This is a genomic window from Fibrobacter sp. UBA2449 (assembly GCF_002342555.1).
Lineage (GTDB): Bacteria > Fibrobacterota > Fibrobacteria > Fibrobacterales > Fibrobacteraceae > Fibrobacter.
Genome location: NZ_DDQF01000019.1, coordinates 154,400 through 172,669, shown reverse-complemented (window position 1 = coordinate 172,669; position 18,270 = coordinate 154,400). Strand labels below are relative to the sequence as shown.

At 53.3% G+C, this 18,270-nt stretch carries 18 protein-coding genes; 15 read left to right on the top strand and 3 right to left on the bottom strand.

From position 1 onward, the window contains the following. Positions 1 to 16: 16 nt before the first annotated feature. Positions 17 to 562 carry a TlpA family protein disulfide reductase gene (locus B4B27_RS12200; protein ID WP_173366579.1) on the bottom strand — a complete coding sequence of 182 codons (546 nt, stop codon included), beginning with the start codon at positions 560 to 562 and terminating at the stop codon, positions 17 to 19. Between the two features lie 242 nt (positions 563 to 804). On the opposite strand from B4B27_RS12200, the gene nirJ2 reads away from it, so the two are divergent. The 9 genes from nirJ2 (at position 805) to B4B27_RS12155 (ending at position 8,215) form a co-directional block, all read left to right on the top strand. After that, positions 805 to 1,794: a putative heme d1 biosynthesis radical SAM protein NirJ2 gene (gene nirJ2, locus B4B27_RS12195; RefSeq protein WP_290726919.1), complete on the top strand. Its 990-nt coding sequence runs from the start codon at positions 805 to 807 to the stop codon at positions 1,792 to 1,794. Next, positions 1,791 to 2,282: a tRNA adenosine(34) deaminase TadA gene (tadA, locus tag B4B27_RS12190; RefSeq protein ID WP_290726916.1), complete on the top strand. Its 492-nt coding sequence runs from the start codon at positions 1,791 to 1,793 to the stop codon at positions 2,280 to 2,282. Before nirJ2 ends, tadA begins: the two co-directional genes overlap by 4 nt. A 101-nt stretch (positions 2,283 to 2,383) precedes the next feature. Then, on the top strand, positions 2,384 to 3,139 hold the full coding sequence (locus tag B4B27_RS12185) for a hypothetical protein (protein ID WP_290726914.1): 756 nt from the start codon (positions 2,384 to 2,386) through the stop codon (positions 3,137 to 3,139). After that, positions 3,139 to 3,861, top strand: a complete 723-nt coding sequence (locus B4B27_RS12180; RefSeq protein ID WP_173382571.1) for a hypothetical protein — start codon at positions 3,139 to 3,141, stop codon at positions 3,859 to 3,861. Before B4B27_RS12185 ends, B4B27_RS12180 begins: the two co-directional genes overlap by 1 nt. 42 nt (positions 3,862 to 3,903) lie before the next feature. Further along, positions 3,904 to 4,779, top strand: coding sequence for a hypothetical protein (locus B4B27_RS12175; protein ID WP_290726911.1), 876 nt, complete (start codon positions 3,904 to 3,906; stop codon positions 4,777 to 4,779). Between the two features lie 14 nt (positions 4,780 to 4,793). Further along, entirely contained in the window at positions 4,794 to 6,455 is a 1,662-nt protein-coding gene (locus B4B27_RS12170) for a fimbrial protein (protein ID WP_290726909.1), read from the top strand. A 3-nt stretch (positions 6,456 to 6,458) separates the two neighbouring features. Beyond that, positions 6,459 to 7,097 (top strand): OmpA/MotB family protein, encoded by a 639-nt coding sequence (locus tag B4B27_RS12165; protein ID WP_173365417.1) that lies wholly within the window; start codon positions 6,459 to 6,461, stop codon positions 7,095 to 7,097. Beyond that, on the top strand, positions 7,097 to 7,756 hold the full coding sequence (locus B4B27_RS12160; protein ID WP_173382569.1) for a hypothetical protein: 660 nt from the start codon (positions 7,097 to 7,099) through the stop codon (positions 7,754 to 7,756). Before B4B27_RS12165 ends, B4B27_RS12160 begins: the two co-directional genes overlap by 1 nt. Before the next feature lie 45 nt (positions 7,757 to 7,801). Then, positions 7,802 to 8,215 carry a hypothetical protein gene (locus B4B27_RS12155; protein WP_173382568.1) on the top strand — a complete coding sequence of 138 codons (414 nt, stop codon included), beginning with the start codon at positions 7,802 to 7,804 and terminating at the stop codon, positions 8,213 to 8,215. A 145-nt stretch (positions 8,216 to 8,360) separates the two neighbouring features. Here B4B27_RS12155 and ilvN read toward each other — a convergent pair whose 3' ends face one another. After that, on the bottom strand, positions 8,361 to 8,855 hold the full coding sequence (gene ilvN / locus B4B27_RS12150) for an acetolactate synthase small subunit (protein ID WP_173365414.1): 495 nt from the start codon (positions 8,853 to 8,855) through the stop codon (positions 8,361 to 8,363). Positions 8,856 to 8,870: 15 nt separating this feature from the next. Next, entirely contained in the window at positions 8,871 to 10,589 is a 1,719-nt protein-coding gene (ilvB, locus tag B4B27_RS12145) for a biosynthetic-type acetolactate synthase large subunit (protein WP_290726904.1), read from the bottom strand. 398 nt (positions 10,590 to 10,987) lie between these two features. On the opposite strand from ilvB, the gene radC reads away from it, so the two are divergent. The 6 genes from radC (at position 10,988) to B4B27_RS12115 (ending at position 18,266) form a co-directional block, all read left to right on the top strand. Further along, the gene (radC, locus tag B4B27_RS12140; RefSeq protein WP_173365413.1) at positions 10,988 to 11,653 is read left to right on the top strand and encodes a RadC family protein; all 666 of its coding nucleotides are present in this window, start codon (positions 10,988 to 10,990) and stop codon (positions 11,651 to 11,653) included. A gap of 159 nt (positions 11,654 to 11,812) precedes the next feature. Next, positions 11,813 to 14,893 carry an OmpA family protein gene (locus B4B27_RS12135; RefSeq protein WP_290726901.1) on the top strand — a complete coding sequence of 1,027 codons (3,081 nt, stop codon included), beginning with the start codon at positions 11,813 to 11,815 and terminating at the stop codon, positions 14,891 to 14,893. 64 nt (positions 14,894 to 14,957) lie between these two features. Continuing rightward, positions 14,958 to 15,209 carry a hypothetical protein gene (locus B4B27_RS12130; RefSeq protein ID WP_173381982.1) on the top strand — a complete coding sequence of 84 codons (252 nt, stop codon included), beginning with the start codon at positions 14,958 to 14,960 and terminating at the stop codon, positions 15,207 to 15,209. Positions 15,210 to 15,244: 35 nt separating this feature from the next. Further along, the gene (locus B4B27_RS12125; protein WP_173381981.1) at positions 15,245 to 16,057 is read left to right on the top strand and encodes a thymidylate synthase; all 813 of its coding nucleotides are present in this window, start codon (positions 15,245 to 15,247) and stop codon (positions 16,055 to 16,057) included. 15 nt (positions 16,058 to 16,072) lie between these two features. Continuing rightward, positions 16,073 to 16,558 carry a dihydrofolate reductase gene (locus tag B4B27_RS12120; RefSeq protein WP_173381980.1) on the top strand — a complete coding sequence of 162 codons (486 nt, stop codon included), beginning with the start codon at positions 16,073 to 16,075 and terminating at the stop codon, positions 16,556 to 16,558. Position 16,559: 1 nt separating this feature from the next. Continuing rightward, a complete protein-coding gene (locus B4B27_RS12115; protein ID WP_290726897.1) occupies positions 16,560 to 18,266 on the top strand; it encodes a histidine kinase N-terminal 7TM domain-containing diguanylate cyclase in 1,707 nt (568 codons plus the stop codon). The last annotated feature ends 4 nt before the right edge of the window (positions 18,267 to 18,270 follow it).

The window sequence follows — 18,270 nt, the reverse complement described above, 5'->3', positions numbered from 1 at the left end:
ATGGTGTCCAGAGTTTTTATTTGTTCAGAGCCTTGTTGAGGGTGGCACGAAGGTGGTTTATGTTCGCTTCGTCGAGGGTCTCATAGCGGTAGATGGTCCCGTCCTCGAGTACCAGATAGAGCACGGGAACGTACCCGTTGCCGTAGATGGGCCCGAATTTCTGGTTGGTGTCCTGGAAAACAGGAACGACGACCTTGAACTGGTCGATGAACATGCGGATGTCGTTTTTCTTGATGCTTCCGCTAATTGCGATGGCGATACCGGTTGCTCCCGATTTTTCATACTCCTTCATGATTCCCTGGACTTCGGGGAAGTGCTTTTGGCAGTGGGGGCACTTGGGGCTGAAGTAGTAGATGAGCAGCGGGCGCTTGGAAAAGTGGCTAAAGAGGATTCCCGGGTCGCTGACCCCGCTTAAGGGGATGCTGAAGTCCATTTTCATGGTTGCACCGGTGGAATCGGTCATTGGAGTGATATTGGCTTGCTGGGGCTGGGGCGCGAGCTGGGCGAATGCGATGCCCGAGGCTACTGCCGCAATGCTCAAAATTCGTGCAAAAAAACGCATAGGAACTCCTAAAATTCGTAGAAGGAACGCTATCGTTCCTGTTTGGCTTGTAAAATATCAAAAAAAAGGCGGTAAAGTGTCACGAAATTGCAAAATATCTTCATTAGACCTGCCGATTAGGGCGATTTTTCGCGTTTTTCTGCTTTATATCACACTTTCGGGCGGTTTTTGAATACATTTGGCTGGATTTTGATGATGGCGCAGATTGCTATCTTTGTATCGTTATTGACTGAGGTTTTAGAATGATTGTATCTTGGATGACCACCAACAAGTGTAACCTGACCTGCAAGCACTGCTATCAGGACGCGGGCGAGAACAAGGCTGCGGAACTCACGACCGCAGAAGCTTTGAAACTGATTGATGAAATCGCGAAGGCGGGGTTCAAGATCATGATCTTTAGCGGTGGCGAACCCATGACCCGCCCGGACATTGTGGAACTTATCGCGCATGCCTCGAGCAAGGGACTTCGCCCGGTATTCGGTACCAACGGCACGCTCATCACGCACGACCTTGCCTTTGAACTCAAAAAGGCCGGCGCGATGGCCATGGGCATCAGCATCGACAGTATTGACCCCAAGCGCCACAACGACTTCCGCGGGCTCCCGAACGCATTCGAACTCACGATGATGGGCATCGAAAACTGCAAGGCGGCGGGCCTCCCGTTCCAGATTCACACGACGATTATGGACTGGAACCAGAACGAGATTTTCGACATCATGGACTGGGTCAAGGAAATCGGTGCGGTGAACCACCAGATTTTCTTCCTGATTCCCGTGGGGCGCGGCAAGGAAATTGAAGGTCACGCGCTCCGCGTTGCCGAATACGAGGGACTCCTCCGCAAGATTATGGAAAAGAGCCGCACGCTCGGAATCCCCGTGAAGCCGACCTGCGCCCCGCAGTTCCTGCGCATCGCGGACCAATTGGACATCAAGACCCGCTACAGCCGAGGCTGCCTCGCCGGTATCGACTACTGCATCGTAAGCCCGATAGGGAAGGTGCGCCCCTGCGCCTACATGATGGAAGAAGCGGGCGATGTGCACGATACGCCGTTTGACGAAATCTGGGCGAACGCCGATGTGTTCAAGAAACTCCGCACCAAGGCATACTCCGGTTCTTGCGGCAAGTGCAAGTTCAACGACCGCTGCGGCGGTTGCCGCGCCCGTGCCGCTTACTACCACGACGGCGACTACATGCAAGAAGACTCCTACTGCGCCTACGGGAGAGGGCTGTGATTTCTGCAGACGACGAAAAGTTCATGCGCATGGCGCTTCGCGAGGCGCAAAAGGCTTTCGACGAGAAGGAAATTCCCATCGGTTGCGTCATCGTGAAGGACGGCGTGGTGATAGGGAAGGGCCACAACCAGATCGAGATGCTGAGGGACGCCACCGCCCATGCCGAAATTTTATCCATCGGGACTGCCGCGGGCAAACTCGAAAACTGGCGCCTGGACGGTTGTACTTTGTATGTAACGCTCGAACCCTGCCCGATGTGCGCGGGGGCTATCCTCAATAGCCGTGTTTCCCGCGTGGTCTACGGCTCCCCGGATACCCGTTTTGGTGGCTGCGGAACGACTATCGACGTGATTGCGGGTAACGCTCTCAAGCGCGAGGTCGAGGTGGTGGGTGGAGTGCTTGCCGATGAGTGCCTGGGCCTGCTGAAGGCGTTTTTTCAGCGCATGCGGCTCGAAAAGGGCGATTCCGGCAACAAGGGCCCCACGTAAGCCGGTCTAATATCTATATTCAGAACATGAATTTTATCAAGTCTTTTTCATGCTCTGTAGCACTCGCTTTTCTTTGTTCTTGTGACAGCAATGATGTTTCCTTGGCGTTCAATACCCAGAATCCGCCTGTCCAGAAATATTTCATAGAGTCCTCTTTGGACGCCCTGTTGCCGGTTGATTCCGCAAATCCGAACCCGGAATCGATGCAGACCCGCCTGAACGTCCAGGCGACGCTCTCCGAACTGGTTGCGTACGATAACGGTTCCGGTCGGTTCGAGATGAAAATCGATTCCATTCAATATAAGAGCGATAAGCGGACCGTAGAGGATTACCTCTATATAGAGAAATATCTCCTAACGCAGCATTTCCAGTACAAGATGGCCTCGGATGGAGCTGTGAGCGAACCGGCCGTTGAAGATGTTGCCTTGCAACCGGGAACCGAGGAATTGAATCTGCTCAAGCTGTTCATGAAGGTGCAGCCGATTCTTCCGGGAGGTCCCGTGAAGGTGGGCGAGACCTGGAAGCGTCCGGTGGAAATTCCGGAGAAGGGCAAGACGACAGTCGTTTATAAGTCTTTTACCCTCGAGGAAGTGTTTTTGCATGATGGCGTCCAGATGGCAAAAATCGGGATGAACGTCCAGTACAAGGAAGTCGCGGATTCTACGTCGAATGTCCGGATGGAAAGCGATGACTTTATTGTCGGGACGGGCTCTATCCTCTTCGATATCACGCACGGAATTGTGTCCTCGGTAAATCTTGAACTTTCGGGGCATTTGAACGTGAACGATATTGTCGCGGGCTACGAGGTTCCCAACATGCGCGTCATTCAGAGAATCAAGCTGAGGAGTGAAATCTGATGTTTGTCCGGCGTATAGGATATGCTGTGGTTTGGTGCGTGGCCGTTCTTGTGGTGGCGGGTTTTGCCGGTGAAATGCCGTTCCCGCATCCGACCGAAGGCGTTGTCCGCTTGACGGAAAAAGATAGCCCCTATATTCTAGAACAGAGTGTCGTCGTTTCGGTCTCGGACACCTTGGTTGTCGAGCCTGGAGTGACGGTCCTTATGGGCGAGTATGCGAAACTTACTCTTCGCGGGCCGGTCCGCATCCTCGGGACGGAGACGAAACCCGTCACGTTCAAGAATGCGGATTCTAGCGGCAACTGGAATGGAATCCATTTTGTCTCGTCTAATAGGCCGTTCGAAGTCAAGAACCTGGTGGTGCAAAACGCCTTTCGCAATACGGTGTTCCGTTCCCGCGGTATTTTTGAAAATGTGCATTTTGTGAACAATTACTACGGCCTGTGGATTGACGATGTTACAGAAGTATTCCTTTCACGCTGTGATTTTGTCCGCAATCGCTTTGCTCTTTCTGTAAGGGCGGGCAAGGTGCTCGCTGCCGATACCAAGATTTCCGGCAATGTCTATGGCCTCTATCTTGAAGCGGGCGGCGACTACAATGGAGATCTTGCTCTCATCAAGGGAAATCTTGAGGCGGATGTCCGCAAGGAAGCCGACGAACTTTCTCGTTCCGGCAAACACGTGAACCGTAGCATCTGGCATGCGATCGAGACTGGGTTCTAGGGGGAGCGCGTGGAAGAGTCTTTTCGTCGAGCTATAAGGAAGATGACAGGGGTGAGCGTTCGCTTGAACGATAGCCCTAACCGCTCCTCCATGGTTGCGGATCTTTCTCAATCGATGATGGTCACTTGGTCTATAGCTCTTTTTGAGCATATGGATGCGCTCCTGAACAACCTGGAAGAATCTGTCGGCGGTTCGGAACAGATTTCGTATAGCGAGACCGCGTGGAAACTCTGTGATGCGGGGTTCCCGCAGATCATGGCCGATGCGAACAAACTTTATGATGAATTCCGCGCCAAGTGGATCCAGCGATTCTCGACGGAAGAGGTGATGCGTCTGCTTTTGGAAGGGGGCGATTTCTTGCATCATGACGAGGAAAAGGGCTGGGCGCTCACGGTCAAGAACAACAAGCAGGATATAAGCGCTTTCTACTCGGCGACGATCCATTTGCTGGTGAGCGATGCCGAACCCTTGTTTGTCCGCATGCATGGCCGCGTGATGCAGCTGCAGGAAAAGCTGTGCAAGTATTGGCATGCCGAGAGTGCCGTGGATGCGGTCTCGAAACTGCTCCCCTGCCTAGAATCCTCGCTCCGCGAAAAAGAAAATACGATCGTGGTGTCCTTGCGCAGTTCGCTCAATGCCCTTGCCAAGAAGCGCTTTGCTGCGGCTTTCAACACCAAGGGGGCTCCGCGCTATTATAGTTCTGCGGCCTCCTGCGCTCGAAATGTGGGACGCTTCTGGAACCCGCATTATGCTTACGAGAATGGTTTTCTCGCTTTTACGGATGATTTTTGCGATTACGCCCGCGGACTTACTATGCATGTCATTGAATGGTACCGCGACAAGTGGTTGCTTTTTCTCCGCGGATTCTCCCGCGGTCAGTTGAACCTTTTTGAAACAACGGCCTCGATGGAGGCCTAAACTCAAGGAATAAGATGAAGAACGCTTTCAACTCGATTCTCATTCTCACGGTTGTCGGACTTGCGGTCTTGGTTGCCGGCGCTGTTTTCTTTGGAGCCCCGCTCTTCGGCTGGATTATCATGATGGCGATTTTCGCCGTGTTCGTTATCGACCAGTTCAGGTTGCTTTCGGCTTTGAAAACCATGAGCTCGGATGAGGATGGGTTTGTTTCCCGCCGCCTGAGTCAGGCCCGCGAATTGCTCGGCAGGGGGGTGCGCCTGGATTCTGCGATTGCTTTCGAGGTGCTTTCGAACAATTCCTCTGTTCCGGCTCCGAGAAGTTCGGGTGGTACGGTGATTCTCCTTGGCCTTATGGGAACTTTCTTTGGTCTCATGTATTCTGTTGCGACCGCGGGCGTTGCCATTGACAATTCTACGACCCAGGGGACTCTCGATACGATCCAGGTTCTCTTTGGCAACATGAAGGGCATTTTCGGTACGAGCCTTTGCGGCCTCTTCGCGGCTCTCGTGCTTGGTATTTCGCGCGGGCTTTTCCTCGGTTCCCGCGAGGCCTTTATTGCGCGCTTGGATTCGCTTACGTTGGATTTGCAGGGAGAATCTGCTGGTGAAAATGAAAAGAGCAAGGATGAGCTCGGCCGCCTCTTCGATGCGGTCGAAAAGAATCTTGCCCGCGTGGCGGAGTCTGTGCAGCAGGGCCTGAACGGTGTTGTTTCGAAGGTGGGCGAGGAACTTTCTTCGACAACGTCCAAGTTGAATTCTGACCTCGGCTCCATGGTCTCGAAACTGGAGGGTTCTCTTGGAAATCTGGGTAGCAGCGTCGGCAATGATGTCGCGAATGCGCTGGGTCCGATAAACGACTACATGAAAAACCTGCAGACCTCGGTGGAAGCATTGCCGTCCAGGCTTGACGACAAGTTGAACGGAATCTCTTCGAGTCTGAATTCCAACTTGAATGCTATTTCCTCCAGCGTGAAGGAAGGTCTTTCGGGTGTTGCTGCATCGACCGAAAAGTCGATGGATGGCGCTGTAAAGAACATTGCGGATTGCGTCTCGGCTCAAGTCAAACAGTCTGACGAACAGTGGAAAGCCTTTATGGATAAACTTGCGTCTGAAAGTTCTGCGAGTACGGAATCCCAGAAGCAGGGCCTCGAGACACTCAAAAATGTCGCCCTTCAGGTGGCCGAGAAGGCGCAGGCGGGTTCTGCTGAACTCAGCAATTCCGTTGCCGAAAAGCTTTCGGCGCTCTCGAACGATATCCTTACCGCATTCCAGAAACTTTCTGAAACGTCGGCGACACTCCTCGAAGCCCAGAAGGCTCTCACCGAAAGTATCGACAATCGCGTGGTGAAGGAGAAGGAAGCGACCGACGCGCTTGGCGGAAACATCGTCGAGACGGCCGAACTCATGCGTGTGAACCAGAGCGAACTTAGCGCGAATCTCGAAATGCTTCGTGCGGGCCTCGAGACGATTCTCGAGAAGCTCAGTGGCGATACGGCGGAACACGAGGAAGAAGAAAACTTCGTGGAACACCTCAACCAGTCCCTGGAAGCCTTCCACGAACGCGCAAGCGAAGTGCTCGTGGAAAATGCCGTCAAGACGCAGGAAATTCTACTCGAGGTGCTGGAACAGGCTCAGCGTGCTTCCATTGCACACAACGCTCCGAAGGCCGAGGGCTAACCTATGCGTCTGCGTCGCGACGAGAATACCAATCCCTGGATGGCCTATACCGACCTCGGCATAGCTTTGGTTTCTCTGTTCATTCTTGCGTTTGTCGCCATGGCGACATTGAAGGAACAGAAGGCCGAAGACCTTACGCGAACCGAGGAAGAAGTTCTCAGCTGTCAGGAAGAAATGCGTAAGATAGCGAGCGAACGAAATGCGCTCCTGTCGAAAAGTTTGCAGACATCCATCGAGGCGGGACTCATTGCTCTTGACGACGGAAAGATTCAGATCCAGGCGTCGTTCCTTTTCCCGACGAGCGGTGCCAACCTGACCGAAGAAGGCGTTTCCGTCATCAAGGGAATCAGCAAGGGGCTCCTGGATGCGCTCGACACGGGCGATGTCGTGATGGTGAGCGGTTTTACCGACGATACTCCGTTCAGTTCCAAGGTCAATTACACGAACTGGCACTTGTCTTCGGAACGTGCAGTGAACGTCGTGAAGGCGCTGGTTGCACAGGGGTTCCCGCCCGATCGCATCTTTGCGGCGGGATTTGGCGAATTCCAGCCCAAGTATCCGAACGATACCGAGGAACACCGCCGCTTGAATCGCCGTGTGGAAATCGGTGTCACGCCACTTAGACGAGAGAATTTCCACTGATGAATGAAAGGGTAGAATCCATACGTCGATCCGTCGATGCCATCCGCAAGTCCGGGACGCTCCCGCACTGGCGCTTGGTCTATGCCGACAAACTCCTCGAGCGAGCTTGCGACTATATCGCGATTGACAGGGAACCCGAAGCGAAGATGATGCTGGACAAGCTTGCTCGCTGGGTGGGGTCGCATACGCCTATGGCGAGCGGCAAGACGTCGGATTCGCGGATCCCGATGGTCTTCTGGAAACCCGACATGTTGCGCGGAACTGTCCAGCAGATAAGAGATACCCTTGTCCGCAGGAAGATGCTTATTCCGCCTACGGAGCGTTCGTCCATTCAACGTCGCCTCGACATGGTGGAAGATTGGATTTCGAAGGGCAAGTGCCTGGAAGCGCATCGCGAACTCGTATCGCTTCGCGGTACACTTATCGCCCGCTTGCGCCGTTCGTTCCGCGCGCGCCTTGTTGCGTCGACTGATTACCGTGGCGGAGTGCTGGTCCAGCCTGCGGGTAGTTTGGTCGGCCCTTACAACTCGCGTCATACGCTCGAGGAAATGTTCCAGATCGTGGGCGAGAGGGATCCTATCTGGATAGAAGATTTTCTTGATGTCTACAATGATCTTTTCCGTATTGCGGAACGCCTTGTGCCGCAAGAAAAGAAGTAATGCGCTAGGCGATGTTGCCTATAACCAATGATTGGGAGGGATGCTGTGGAATGTAGAATCTTGATGCGTTTTATCGGCAGCCACGCCGATTTGGAATCGGTTTGGAACGAAATTCTGGAGCGTTTTCCGGAGGCTGACTTGCCGAATGCTGATTCGGGCGACTGGTATTACGTGAATGACGTGATGGTGGACGAATACGAATGCCGCTTCGAGGAACTTCCTGAGGAAGAGCTTCTTGCGATGGATGGAAGCCTCTTCGTGGAAGAAGACTTTCCCGAGGAATTCCTGACGGAGTTGATGGAACGCAATGAACGCGTCTATGGCGTGTTCAAGTGGTCCTCGATGGAAGTTGGAGTTGGTTGCGGAGCAAGCGAAGCCTGGGGCGAATTTACGGCCGATTTTGTTGATGATTACTCCGACGAGGCGAACGAAATTTCCGAAGCCGTCCTCGGATTTTAAGTCTGCTTCGTTAATGTAGTTTGCTTCGAACGGCATTTCGCACGCTCACACATAGCAAAAACCGCCTGGACTTGCATCCAGACGGTTTAATTTTTGCATTTTCTAGTAACTAATAACTAGTGACTAGTAACTGCGGCGGAGCCGCTTACGTTTTATCTTCGCCGCGGAGCATGATGACCTTGCCCGTGCGGATGTATTCGACAATCTCGAACTTCTGCAAGAGGCTCTTGAGCGTGTCGACCTTCTGGCTGTTGCCCGTAATCTGGATAATCATGGACGTGGCGGTCATGTCCACGGTATTGGCGTGGAAATGGTCGCACAGCTGCAGAATTTCGGTACGCTGGTCCGGAGTGCAACGCACCTTGATGAGTGCGAGTTCTTTCTCGACGGCGTCCGTGCCGGTATGGTCCTTTGCCTGCACAACGTCCACGAGCTTTTCGAGCTGCTTGATAATCTGCATCAGGATCTCGGGATTGCCGTGCGCGATGATATTCATGCGGCTGAAGTTCGGGTCAAGCGTGGGGGAGACAACGAGTGAATCGATGTTGTAGCCACGGCGGGAGAACACGAGGGCGATACGCACGAGCACGCCCGGGCGGTTCGCCACCAACAAACTAATGGAATGTCCTTTATCGATCATGGTAATGTCCTCCTGTTAGGTCGATCCCGTGGGTTTTTCAAGTTTGGCCTTGGGTGCTTCCGTAAGCATGGCGGTAAGCGGTGCGCCTGCCGGAATCATCGGGAACACGTTGTCTTCCTTCTCGCATTCGCAGTGGATGAGGATCGGACCGTCCTTGTATTCGAGCGCCTTCTGGATTACGCGTTCGGCATCAGCGGCGCGCTTGATGCGGAGCCCCGGAATTCCGTAGGCTTCGGCGAGCTTCACGAAGTCGGGGTTGCCCATCATGTCGACGCTAGAGTAGCGGTGGTCGTAGAAGAGTTCCTGCCACTGGCGCACCATGCCGAGGTATTTGTTGTCCATCACGAAAATCTTGATGGGGAGCTTGTGGATGGCAGCGGTCGCGAGTTCCGCTTCGGTCATCTGGAAACCACCGTCACCGCTGAAGCTGAGCACTGGCCAGCCGGTCTCGTTGCCGAATGCGGCGCCGATAGCGGCGGGGAAGCCAAAGCCCATCGTGCCTGCGCCACCGCTGGAGTGCAGCTGGCGCGGATAGTTGATGTGGAAGAACTGTGCCACCCACATCTGGTGCTGGCCCACGTCGGTCGTGACGATGGCCTTGCCCTGCGTGAGTTCGCTTGCGGTCGCAATCACGTGCTGCATGCGGAGTCCGCCCTGCTTGGGGTAGGTGAGCGGGAAGCGCTTCTTCCAGGTCTGGCAAGTCTTGATCCAGTCGGCTGTATCGAGCTTGTGCACCATCGGCAAAAGCTGTTCCAAAACGAGCTTCGCGTCGCCGCACATGAACACGTCGGGCTGCAGAACCTTGCCTTCTTCGGCGGGGTCGATGTCGATGTGCATCTTGATGGCGTCCTTGCAGAACACTTCAAGCTTGCCGGTAATGCGGTCGTCCCAGCGGCTGCCGATAGAGAGAATCAGGTCGCAGTCGAGTACGGCCTTGTTGGCGTACACGGTGCCGTGCATGCCGAGCATGCCGAGCGAAAGCTCGTGATCAACGGGGAAGGCGCCGAGGCCGAGCATGGTGCAGCACACCGGGGCGCCGATCTTTTCGGCGAGTTCCTTCACCTGGCGGCTGGCCCCGCTGATCATGGCGCCGTGGCCCACGAGCAAAAGCGGTTTCTTGGAATTCTTGAGGTATTCGGCGGCCTTCTCGACGCTCTCGGTAGAGGCGTACGTCGGAATCTTGTAGCCGGGCAAGTCCATCTGGTCGGTGAAGGGTGCTGTGCAGGGGCCTGCGGTCACGTCCTTGGGCAGGTCGATGAGCACAGGGCCCGGGCGGCCAGTGCGCGCGATGTGGAAGGCTTCCTTCATCACGCGCGGGAGGTCGTTGGTATCCTTCACCAGGTAGGAATGCTTGACGGCAGCGAACGTCATGCCGCTGGTGTCGCATTCCTGGAAGGCGTCCTTGCCGAGGTTCGGGGTCGTCGTCTGTGCGGCGAGCACCACGATGGGGCTAGAATCCATGAGGGCTGTATAAATACCGGTGAACGTGTTGGTTGCACCCGGGCCGCTCGTCACGAGAGCGACGCCGACCTTGCCGGTCTGGCGTGCGTAGCCGTCGGCCATGTGGGTCGCGCCCTGTTCGTGGCGGGAGAGGACTACCTTAATATTGGAATCGAGAATCGCATCGAACATCGGGATGGCGGATCCACCGGGATAGCCGAAAATGGTGTCGATGCCTTCGCGTTTGAGGCATTCGATAATCACTTCGGCGCCGCTCAAAGTCTTGTTTGCCATAATTTTTCCTGTTTAAGCGTTTGGATTTTTGAAATTTGTGCTGAAAATATAGAATGTAGGCTTGTCTATGGCAACGGATAATTGGTAATAAGATGAAAATTTTTTGTTTTTATGGTGAAATTTTAATTTTTTGTGATTTTGCTTTCATCTAAATTGAATGAAAAAGTTTGAAATTTGTCAGTTTTGGAATTTTGTGACTTTGAAAATTGGTTGTTTTTGAATGAAACTTTATAATTGAGTGGAAATAATTATAGAAAAATTCGATGATTTTTGAGAAAAATAACCCGTGAGGCGTAGCGGCCCCCCCTCTTTAGGTGCTCTTGAATAAAAAAATGGCAAAAAAGGAACAATTTCTGGTTTCGGCCGTTTTTATAGGTAGATAGTACTTGGAGGTACAAATGGATATGAATCTTCTACCGCGCGAAAAGCTCGCGGCGCGTGGTGCTGCTGCGCTTTCGAACGAGGAACTCCTGGCCCTCATATTGGGGAGCGGGACTCAAAAGTGCGATGTATTCGAACTCTCGCGCCATATTTCGGATTACCTGTCTGCGGCGACCCAGGTCCCGACGATTGAATCCCTGTGTCGCATCCGGGGGCTTGGGAGGGCTAAGGCAACGCAAATCCTTGCCTGTCTCGAGCTTTCCGGACGTTATATTTTGAGCGCGAAAGCCGTATCGGTAATGAGCCCCGAGGATTTGCTTTCGAGGCTAGCCTACATGAAATACGAAGAGCAGGAGCACCTGGTTGCGGTGACGCTTAATTCTGCAAACAATGTCATCAATGTTCACGAGTTGACGACTGGGCTTGTGAATCAGACTCCGGTGCACCCGCGGGAGGCCTTTGTAAAGGCGATTGAGGACCGTGCGGTGGCGGTCATCTTTGCGCATAACCATCCGTCAGGTTCGATAGCGCCCAGTGAGGAGGATTTCGCTATTACGAGGGTTCTTTGTGCGGCGGGGAAGATTGTCCAGATTCCCGTGATAGACCACATCATTATTGCAAAGGGCGGTTTTACCAGCTTGTGTCGCGAGATGCCGGAGCTGTTTGAGGGGTGTTTGCGTTGATTGTACGGCCATTTTTGTAAAAAGATATAAACAATGACAAAAAAAGCCGTAAAAGTGTGTTTTTTATCGCTTTTTGAGGGAACTCGTGAAAAAAATGCTTTATTAAAAGTTATATTATGTGCAGTTTAGTTTAGGGATCACCCTTTTTAAGGAGACTCTATGAAGAGAGTAGTTACTGGGTTGGCTTTGGCCTTGGCAGTACAGGCCTTTGCTGACCATCCACAAACGATTAACAAGACCGGTTTTGTCGGTGTAAATAAAACTCAATCTGCTCAATCTCTCGGGCATGCCAAGCTGTCTTTCTATGCCTTGATGGATGCGACTACGGACGTGGAGAATATTGCTCCGACGGGCGTCTCGGAATATTACATTGGCCAAGAACCCACTCTTTCGTATAACACGCTTATGCGTCAGGGTATGGTCGAAGATTACATTGCCTTGGGAGCCCAAATCGGCTTCGGCATCGGTCTTTGGAATATCGTTGACTTGGGCGTGGGTATCCCCGTTTATTACGATAAGTTCACTGTGAATAATACGGGATGCGCTCCTGGCTTCTACGGGGTTGATTCCACTTCTGGAATGAGCTATGGCTGCCAGGCGGGACAGATTCCCAGTACCGATATCGGCTATATTGGCAATATCAAGGGAAACGTCAAGTTGAGGATTCCTCTTCCGGACGAACAGCCCATCGACATCGCCATTTTCGGCGAGGGTGATTTCGGCACGTCGAACCCGGCCAAGGATGGTCTCTGGATTCGTGAGGCTGAATTCATCCACAAGACGGGAGGAACTGCCGAAGCTTACGGAACCCGCGCAACCGTTATCAAGGGCGGCTTGGCATTGACGCTCGACTTTGACAAGATCGATGCGATTCCGCTTCTCATCCACGGAAACGGTGGCTATGTCTATTCCATGAACGAAGACTACCTCTCGTATCCGTATGCGACGGGCGCCTTGGAAATTTACTTTGCGTCCTTCCTCTCGATCTTTGGCGAATACTACATGATTTTGCCGTTCATGCAGGACGAATTCAAGGATGGCGTCAAGCTCGATGTCAAGGACATTACGGGCGCAATCGTGTTCCACTTGCCGATTGGCCTCGATATCCATCTGGGCGGATCTTATTCTCTGGGCAAGGGCTATGCGGACGACTCCACGAAGTACACTACTGTCCGCGCGATGGAAAACGATGTCCGTATCCTCGAATACAAGACGACGATCAATCCGAAGTATAAAGTCTACGGCGGCATTACCTGGAGCGGATTCCTCGTTCCGCAGGACCGCGACGGCGATGGCGTGAAGGACAACGAAGACAAGTGCCCGGATGACTTTGGTCACCGTCTGAACCAGGGTTGCCCGTTGGGCAATCCGGATGCCGACGAGGATGGCGTTTGCGATTCCTGGGTGGCCGAGAAGGGCTTTGAAGCTGAATTCCAGGATGTGTGTGAAGGTATCGACGCCTGCCCGAACGAACAGGGTGAAGGCGAAGATGGTTGCCCGCTCGATGAACCGGATCCGGATAAGGACGGCGTTTGCGATGCTTGGGTCTCCAAGAAGAAGATGCTGAAGAAGTTCAAGGATGTGTGCGAAGGCATCGATAGCTGCCCGGCCGAAAAGGGTACTGTCGCCAACAAGGGCTGCCCCGAAGATAATCCGGACCCGGATTCCGATGGCATGTGCTCTCCGTGGGTGACCGACAAGAGCAAACTCGCTGAATTCGCGGGCGTCTGCAAGGGATACGATATGTGTCCGGGTGAAGCCGGTCCTAAGGCGAACAAGGGTTGCCCGTGGGATGATCCGGATAGCGACGGTGACGGCCTCTGCGACGAGTGGGTGACCCAGAAGAAGATGGGCTTCTACTTCGAGAAGGCTGCCGAAGACGACAAGATTAAGAACGAATGGTTTATCGAGAAGACCTGTAAGGGTATCGACAAGTGCCCGACTGAATTCGGTCCGGCCAACAACGAAGGTTGCCCGCTTGGCGAACCCGATACCGACAAGGACGGCATCTGTGACGAATGGGTGACGCAGAAGAACATGCTCGACCAGTACGACGGCATCTGCTCCGGTATAGACAAGTGCCCGACCGAACCTGGTGAAGCATGGGCCAACGGCTGCCCGATGGACAACCCGGATATTGACGGCGACAGCCTCTGTGCCGGCTGGGTTGCCGAGAAGAACATGCAGACGCAGTTCAAGGACATCTGTCACGGCATTGACAACTGCCCGACCGAAAACGGACCGGAATGGAACAAGGGTTGCCCGGCTGAAAATCCGGACTCCGACGGTGACGGCCTCTGCGATTCCTGGGTCTCCAAGCAGAAGATGCAGGATCAGTTCAAGGATGTCTGTAAGGGTATTGACCGCTGCCCGGATGAAGCTGGTCCGGAATGGGCTAAGGGTTGTCCGTCTGATGACAATCCGGATACCGACGGAGATGGCATCTGTGACGCCTGGGTGACCAAGAAGAAATTGCAGGATCAGTTCAAGGATATCTGTAAGGGCATTGACAAGTGCGAAGAGGAACCGGGACCGGAATGGAGCAAGGGCTGCCCTGCCGACAATCCGGACTCCGACGGCGACGGTCTCTGCGATGCTTGGGTTTCCAAGAAGAAGATGCAGGATCAGTTCAAGGATGTCTGTAAGGGTATCGACAAGTGCCCGGATGAAGCTGGTCCGGAATGGAACAAGGGTTGTGCCATGGAAGACGATCCGGATGCCGATAAGGATGGCGTCTGCTCTGAATGGGTGTCTACCAAGAAGCTCCTTAAGCAGTTCGAAGGCGTCTGTACTGGTCTCGACCGTTGCCCGGATGTTGCGGGTGATGACGGCCACGGCTGCCCGAAGAAGGCTGTCGAGAAACTCACCGGCGTGACCTTCAAGCCCGGCAAGGCAACGCTCGAATCCAACGCCAGGAACATCCTCAAGGCTGTTGCGAAGAAGCTGAACGAAGACGATAGCTACAAGGAACTGAAGATTGTTATCCAGGGCCACACCGATAACAAGGGTAAGGACAAGACGAACCAGAAGCTCTCTGAAAAGCGTGCTAAGGAAGTCATGAAGACCCTCATCAAGTTCGGCGTGAAGAAGAACCGCATCAAGGCTGTGGGTCTCGGTGCAAGTTGCCCGGTGGATGACAACGAAACAGCCGAGGGCCGTGAGATGAACCGCCGTATCGAAATGCACTTCGCTACGCCGGAAAACGACGGCACCAAGTGCGAATCCGAATTCGCTCAGTAAGATTGAACGGCAAATAGATTTAAATCCCTGGCCCCTGCGGGTCGGGGATTTTTATATTTGAGGCATGACAAGACTTGACGAAATTCTGCAGTCCCTCGGGGCGTCGAACCACGACCTGGTGGAAAAGCTTCCGGCCAACCTGAACCACAAGATGGTGCAGAAGGCGCGTTTGGGTAAGAAACCCGTGCCGAAACACACTCAGGATTTGATATTGCAGGCGCTGAACATGCTGATGCGTGAAAAGGCTGTCGCCGAGGACAAGGCGGTTTGCCAATATAAACGTGTGGAAATATTCCCGGCGGAGCCGGAAACGTGAGTTTTCTGATTCCACTTTTTTTATAATTTGGTTATATGCGACAGTACCTAGACCTACTTCAAGATATTATCGATAACGGCGTGGACCGTTCCGACCGTACCGGCACCGGCACCCGTAGCGTTTTTGGTCGCCAGACCCGCTTCGACCTTTCGAAGGGATTCCCGTGCCTCACGACAAAAAAGTTGCATTTGCGCTCGATTATTCATGAGCTGCTGTGGTTCTTGAAGGGCGACACGAACATCAAGTACCTGCACGACAACAAGGTGACCATCTGGGACGAGTGGGCCGACGAGAACGGTGACCTGGGTCCGGTTTACGGCCACCAGTGGCGCAGCTGGCCGACCCCCGATGGCGGCCACATCGACCAGATTCAGAACTTGATCAACAGCCTCAAGAACAATCCCGATTCACGCCGCCACCTGGTGTGCGCCTGGAACGTGGCCGAAGTCGACAAGATGGCGCTTCCGCCGTGTCATTGCCTGTTCCAGTTCTACGTGGGCGGAGTGGGTGCATCTGGCAAGCGCAAGCTCAGTTGCCAGCTTTACCAGCGCAGCGCCGACATGTTCCTCGGGGTGCCGTTCAACATTGCTTCGTACTCGCTTTTGACGTTGATGCTTGCGCAGGTGTGCGATTATGAGCCGGGTGAGTTCGTCCATACCTTCGGTGACCTTCACCTGTACAGCAACCACTTTGACCAGGCCCGCGAGCAGTTGTCGCGCGAGCCGCGCAAGCTTCCGACCATGAAGGTGAATCCCGACGTGAAGGATCTCTTCGAATTCAAGTTCGAGGACTTTGAACTCGTCGATTATGACCCGTGGCCGACCATCAAGGCTCCCATCGCGGTATAGGCTGGGTGATTCGGTATGCTCGTTTCTGCTATCGTTGCTGTTTCTAGGAATAATGTCATCGGTCGCGATGGACACCTCCCGTGGCACCTGTCTGCCGACCTCAAGCGTTTCAAGGCGATTACAACTGGTCATTCGATTATCCTCGGTCGCAAGAACTACGACGACATCGGACGTCCGCTTCCGAACCGCACGAACTACGTGCTTTCGCGGAATACGGCGTTCGAGGCTCCGGGGTGCACGGTGTGCCGGAGCCTCGGGGAGGCCTTGGAAAAGGCCTCTGCCGCCGGAGAAACGGAATGTTTCATCATCGGCGGCGCCGCCGTATACCGCGAGGCGATGCCGCTTGTGAAAAAGTTGTACCTGACGCGTGTGCTTTCCGATGTCGAAGGCGACGTGTACTTCCCGGATTGGGGTGATGGATGGCACAAGGTGAGCGAAGAGGCTTTTGCTGCCGACGAAAAGAATGATTTTGAAACTTTGTTCGAGGTCTGGGAACGATAAGATGCAGAAGGGAATGGACGTCTCCAGAGTAATCAAGAAGATTTTGGCGAGGCTCCTGACGCTAGCCCTGTTGCTGTTCTTTATTGCTGTGCTCTTGATTGTCCGCGATAACGGTATTTCGCCTTCTATCACGCATCTCAAGTGTGCTGGGAGCATTTTGTACAAAGGGGAAACGTTCGAAGTCCCTTCAATTTCGAACTATGTGCTTCCTGAAAATATGGCGAAGGGTGATACAGTCACTTTAAAGTTCGCGCTCCCTTCGGAATTGAAACCGAAAACGGTTCTTCGGTTCAAGACTTACCATATGATGGTCGAGGTTGTCGAGGACGGACGTGTCGTCTATTCATACGGCAAGGAAAAACAGATGAAGGGACGCATGGTGGGAAGCGGATTCCATTATGTTGTCTTGAACCAACAGGCTTCGAAACATCCCCTGGAAATCCGTTTTGTCCATGCTATCGAAGGAAATCTTTCCGCATTTTCCGAATTTGATTTGCTCCCGGCCCAATATGCCAATAGCGATTATTCGTCGCGCCATGTAGTTGCACTTGCGGTTGGCGTATTCCTTCTGCTGTTTGGCTTTTTGTCCGTGCTGATAGGGATCGGAATCAGCTTCCATGGAATCCGGGGGTTCCGTGTCACCATGATTGGATTCCTTTCGTGTTCGCTTGGAATATGGACATTGTGTTATCAGAAACTGCTCCAGATTGTCTCGTACAACTTTGCTTTCAATACGACTCTGGAATACTTCAGCCTCTATTTTGCGCCGATTCCGTTTTTCTTGTTGCTGCTTGACATGCGGAAAGGTAAAATCGCCAGTTGGAAATGGTGGGGAACTTTTGCATTTGTGGCCGTTGAAGTTGCGTTCCTCCTGGTAACGACGTTCCTCCATGCGCTTAATGTTGTATGGTATCCCTTCTCGCTACCGTTCTTCCATGTGTTTGTTGCGATCGCCTTCTCGTATCTCCTGTTCTTTGGTGTGCTCTACAACCGCAAAATCGATTTGTCGGGTAAGTTCCTTACCATGGGCGTCGTGGTGTTCGGTTGTGTCGCGCTCCTCGACTTGATGCGCTACCATTTCTGCAAGTATTTCTTGATAGATAACCCGATTCTTGATATGACGTGGATTCCCTTTGGGACCCTGCTGTTTGTCCTTTGCCTTGTGCTGAGTTACATCATTTATCTCTTCCAGTTGCTAGAGTCCAAGGCCGAAAAGGATGTGCTTTCGACGATGGCGTATGTGGATTCCTTGACGGGACTTTTCAACCGTGCCAAGTGCCAGCAGATTTTTGGATTCCTGGACAAGTCTCCTGCCGACTATGCAATCGTGAGCATTGACATGAACGGCCTCAAGCTCGTGAACGACAAGTACGGCCACATGGCGGGCGATACCTTGATCAAGGCGTTCGCGAACGTGTTCAAGCAGTCGCTCGCCGGCATAGGGACTGCAATTCGCATGGGTGGCGACGAGTTCCTTGCGATTGTCCGTAGCGAACATATTGCGGAAGTAGAATCGTCGCTCGCAAAGCTTTTGCAGTTGCAGAAGGATTGCAAGGAAGAACTGCCTATTCCGCTGGAAGCCGCCTATGGAGTGGCCTACCGTAGGGAATGTGGTGAGAACGCTACGGCGGAAATGGTTTACCAGGAAGCCGACAAACGCATGTACGACATGAAGTCGCACATGAAGTCTAATCTGGTCCGCAAGTAAATAG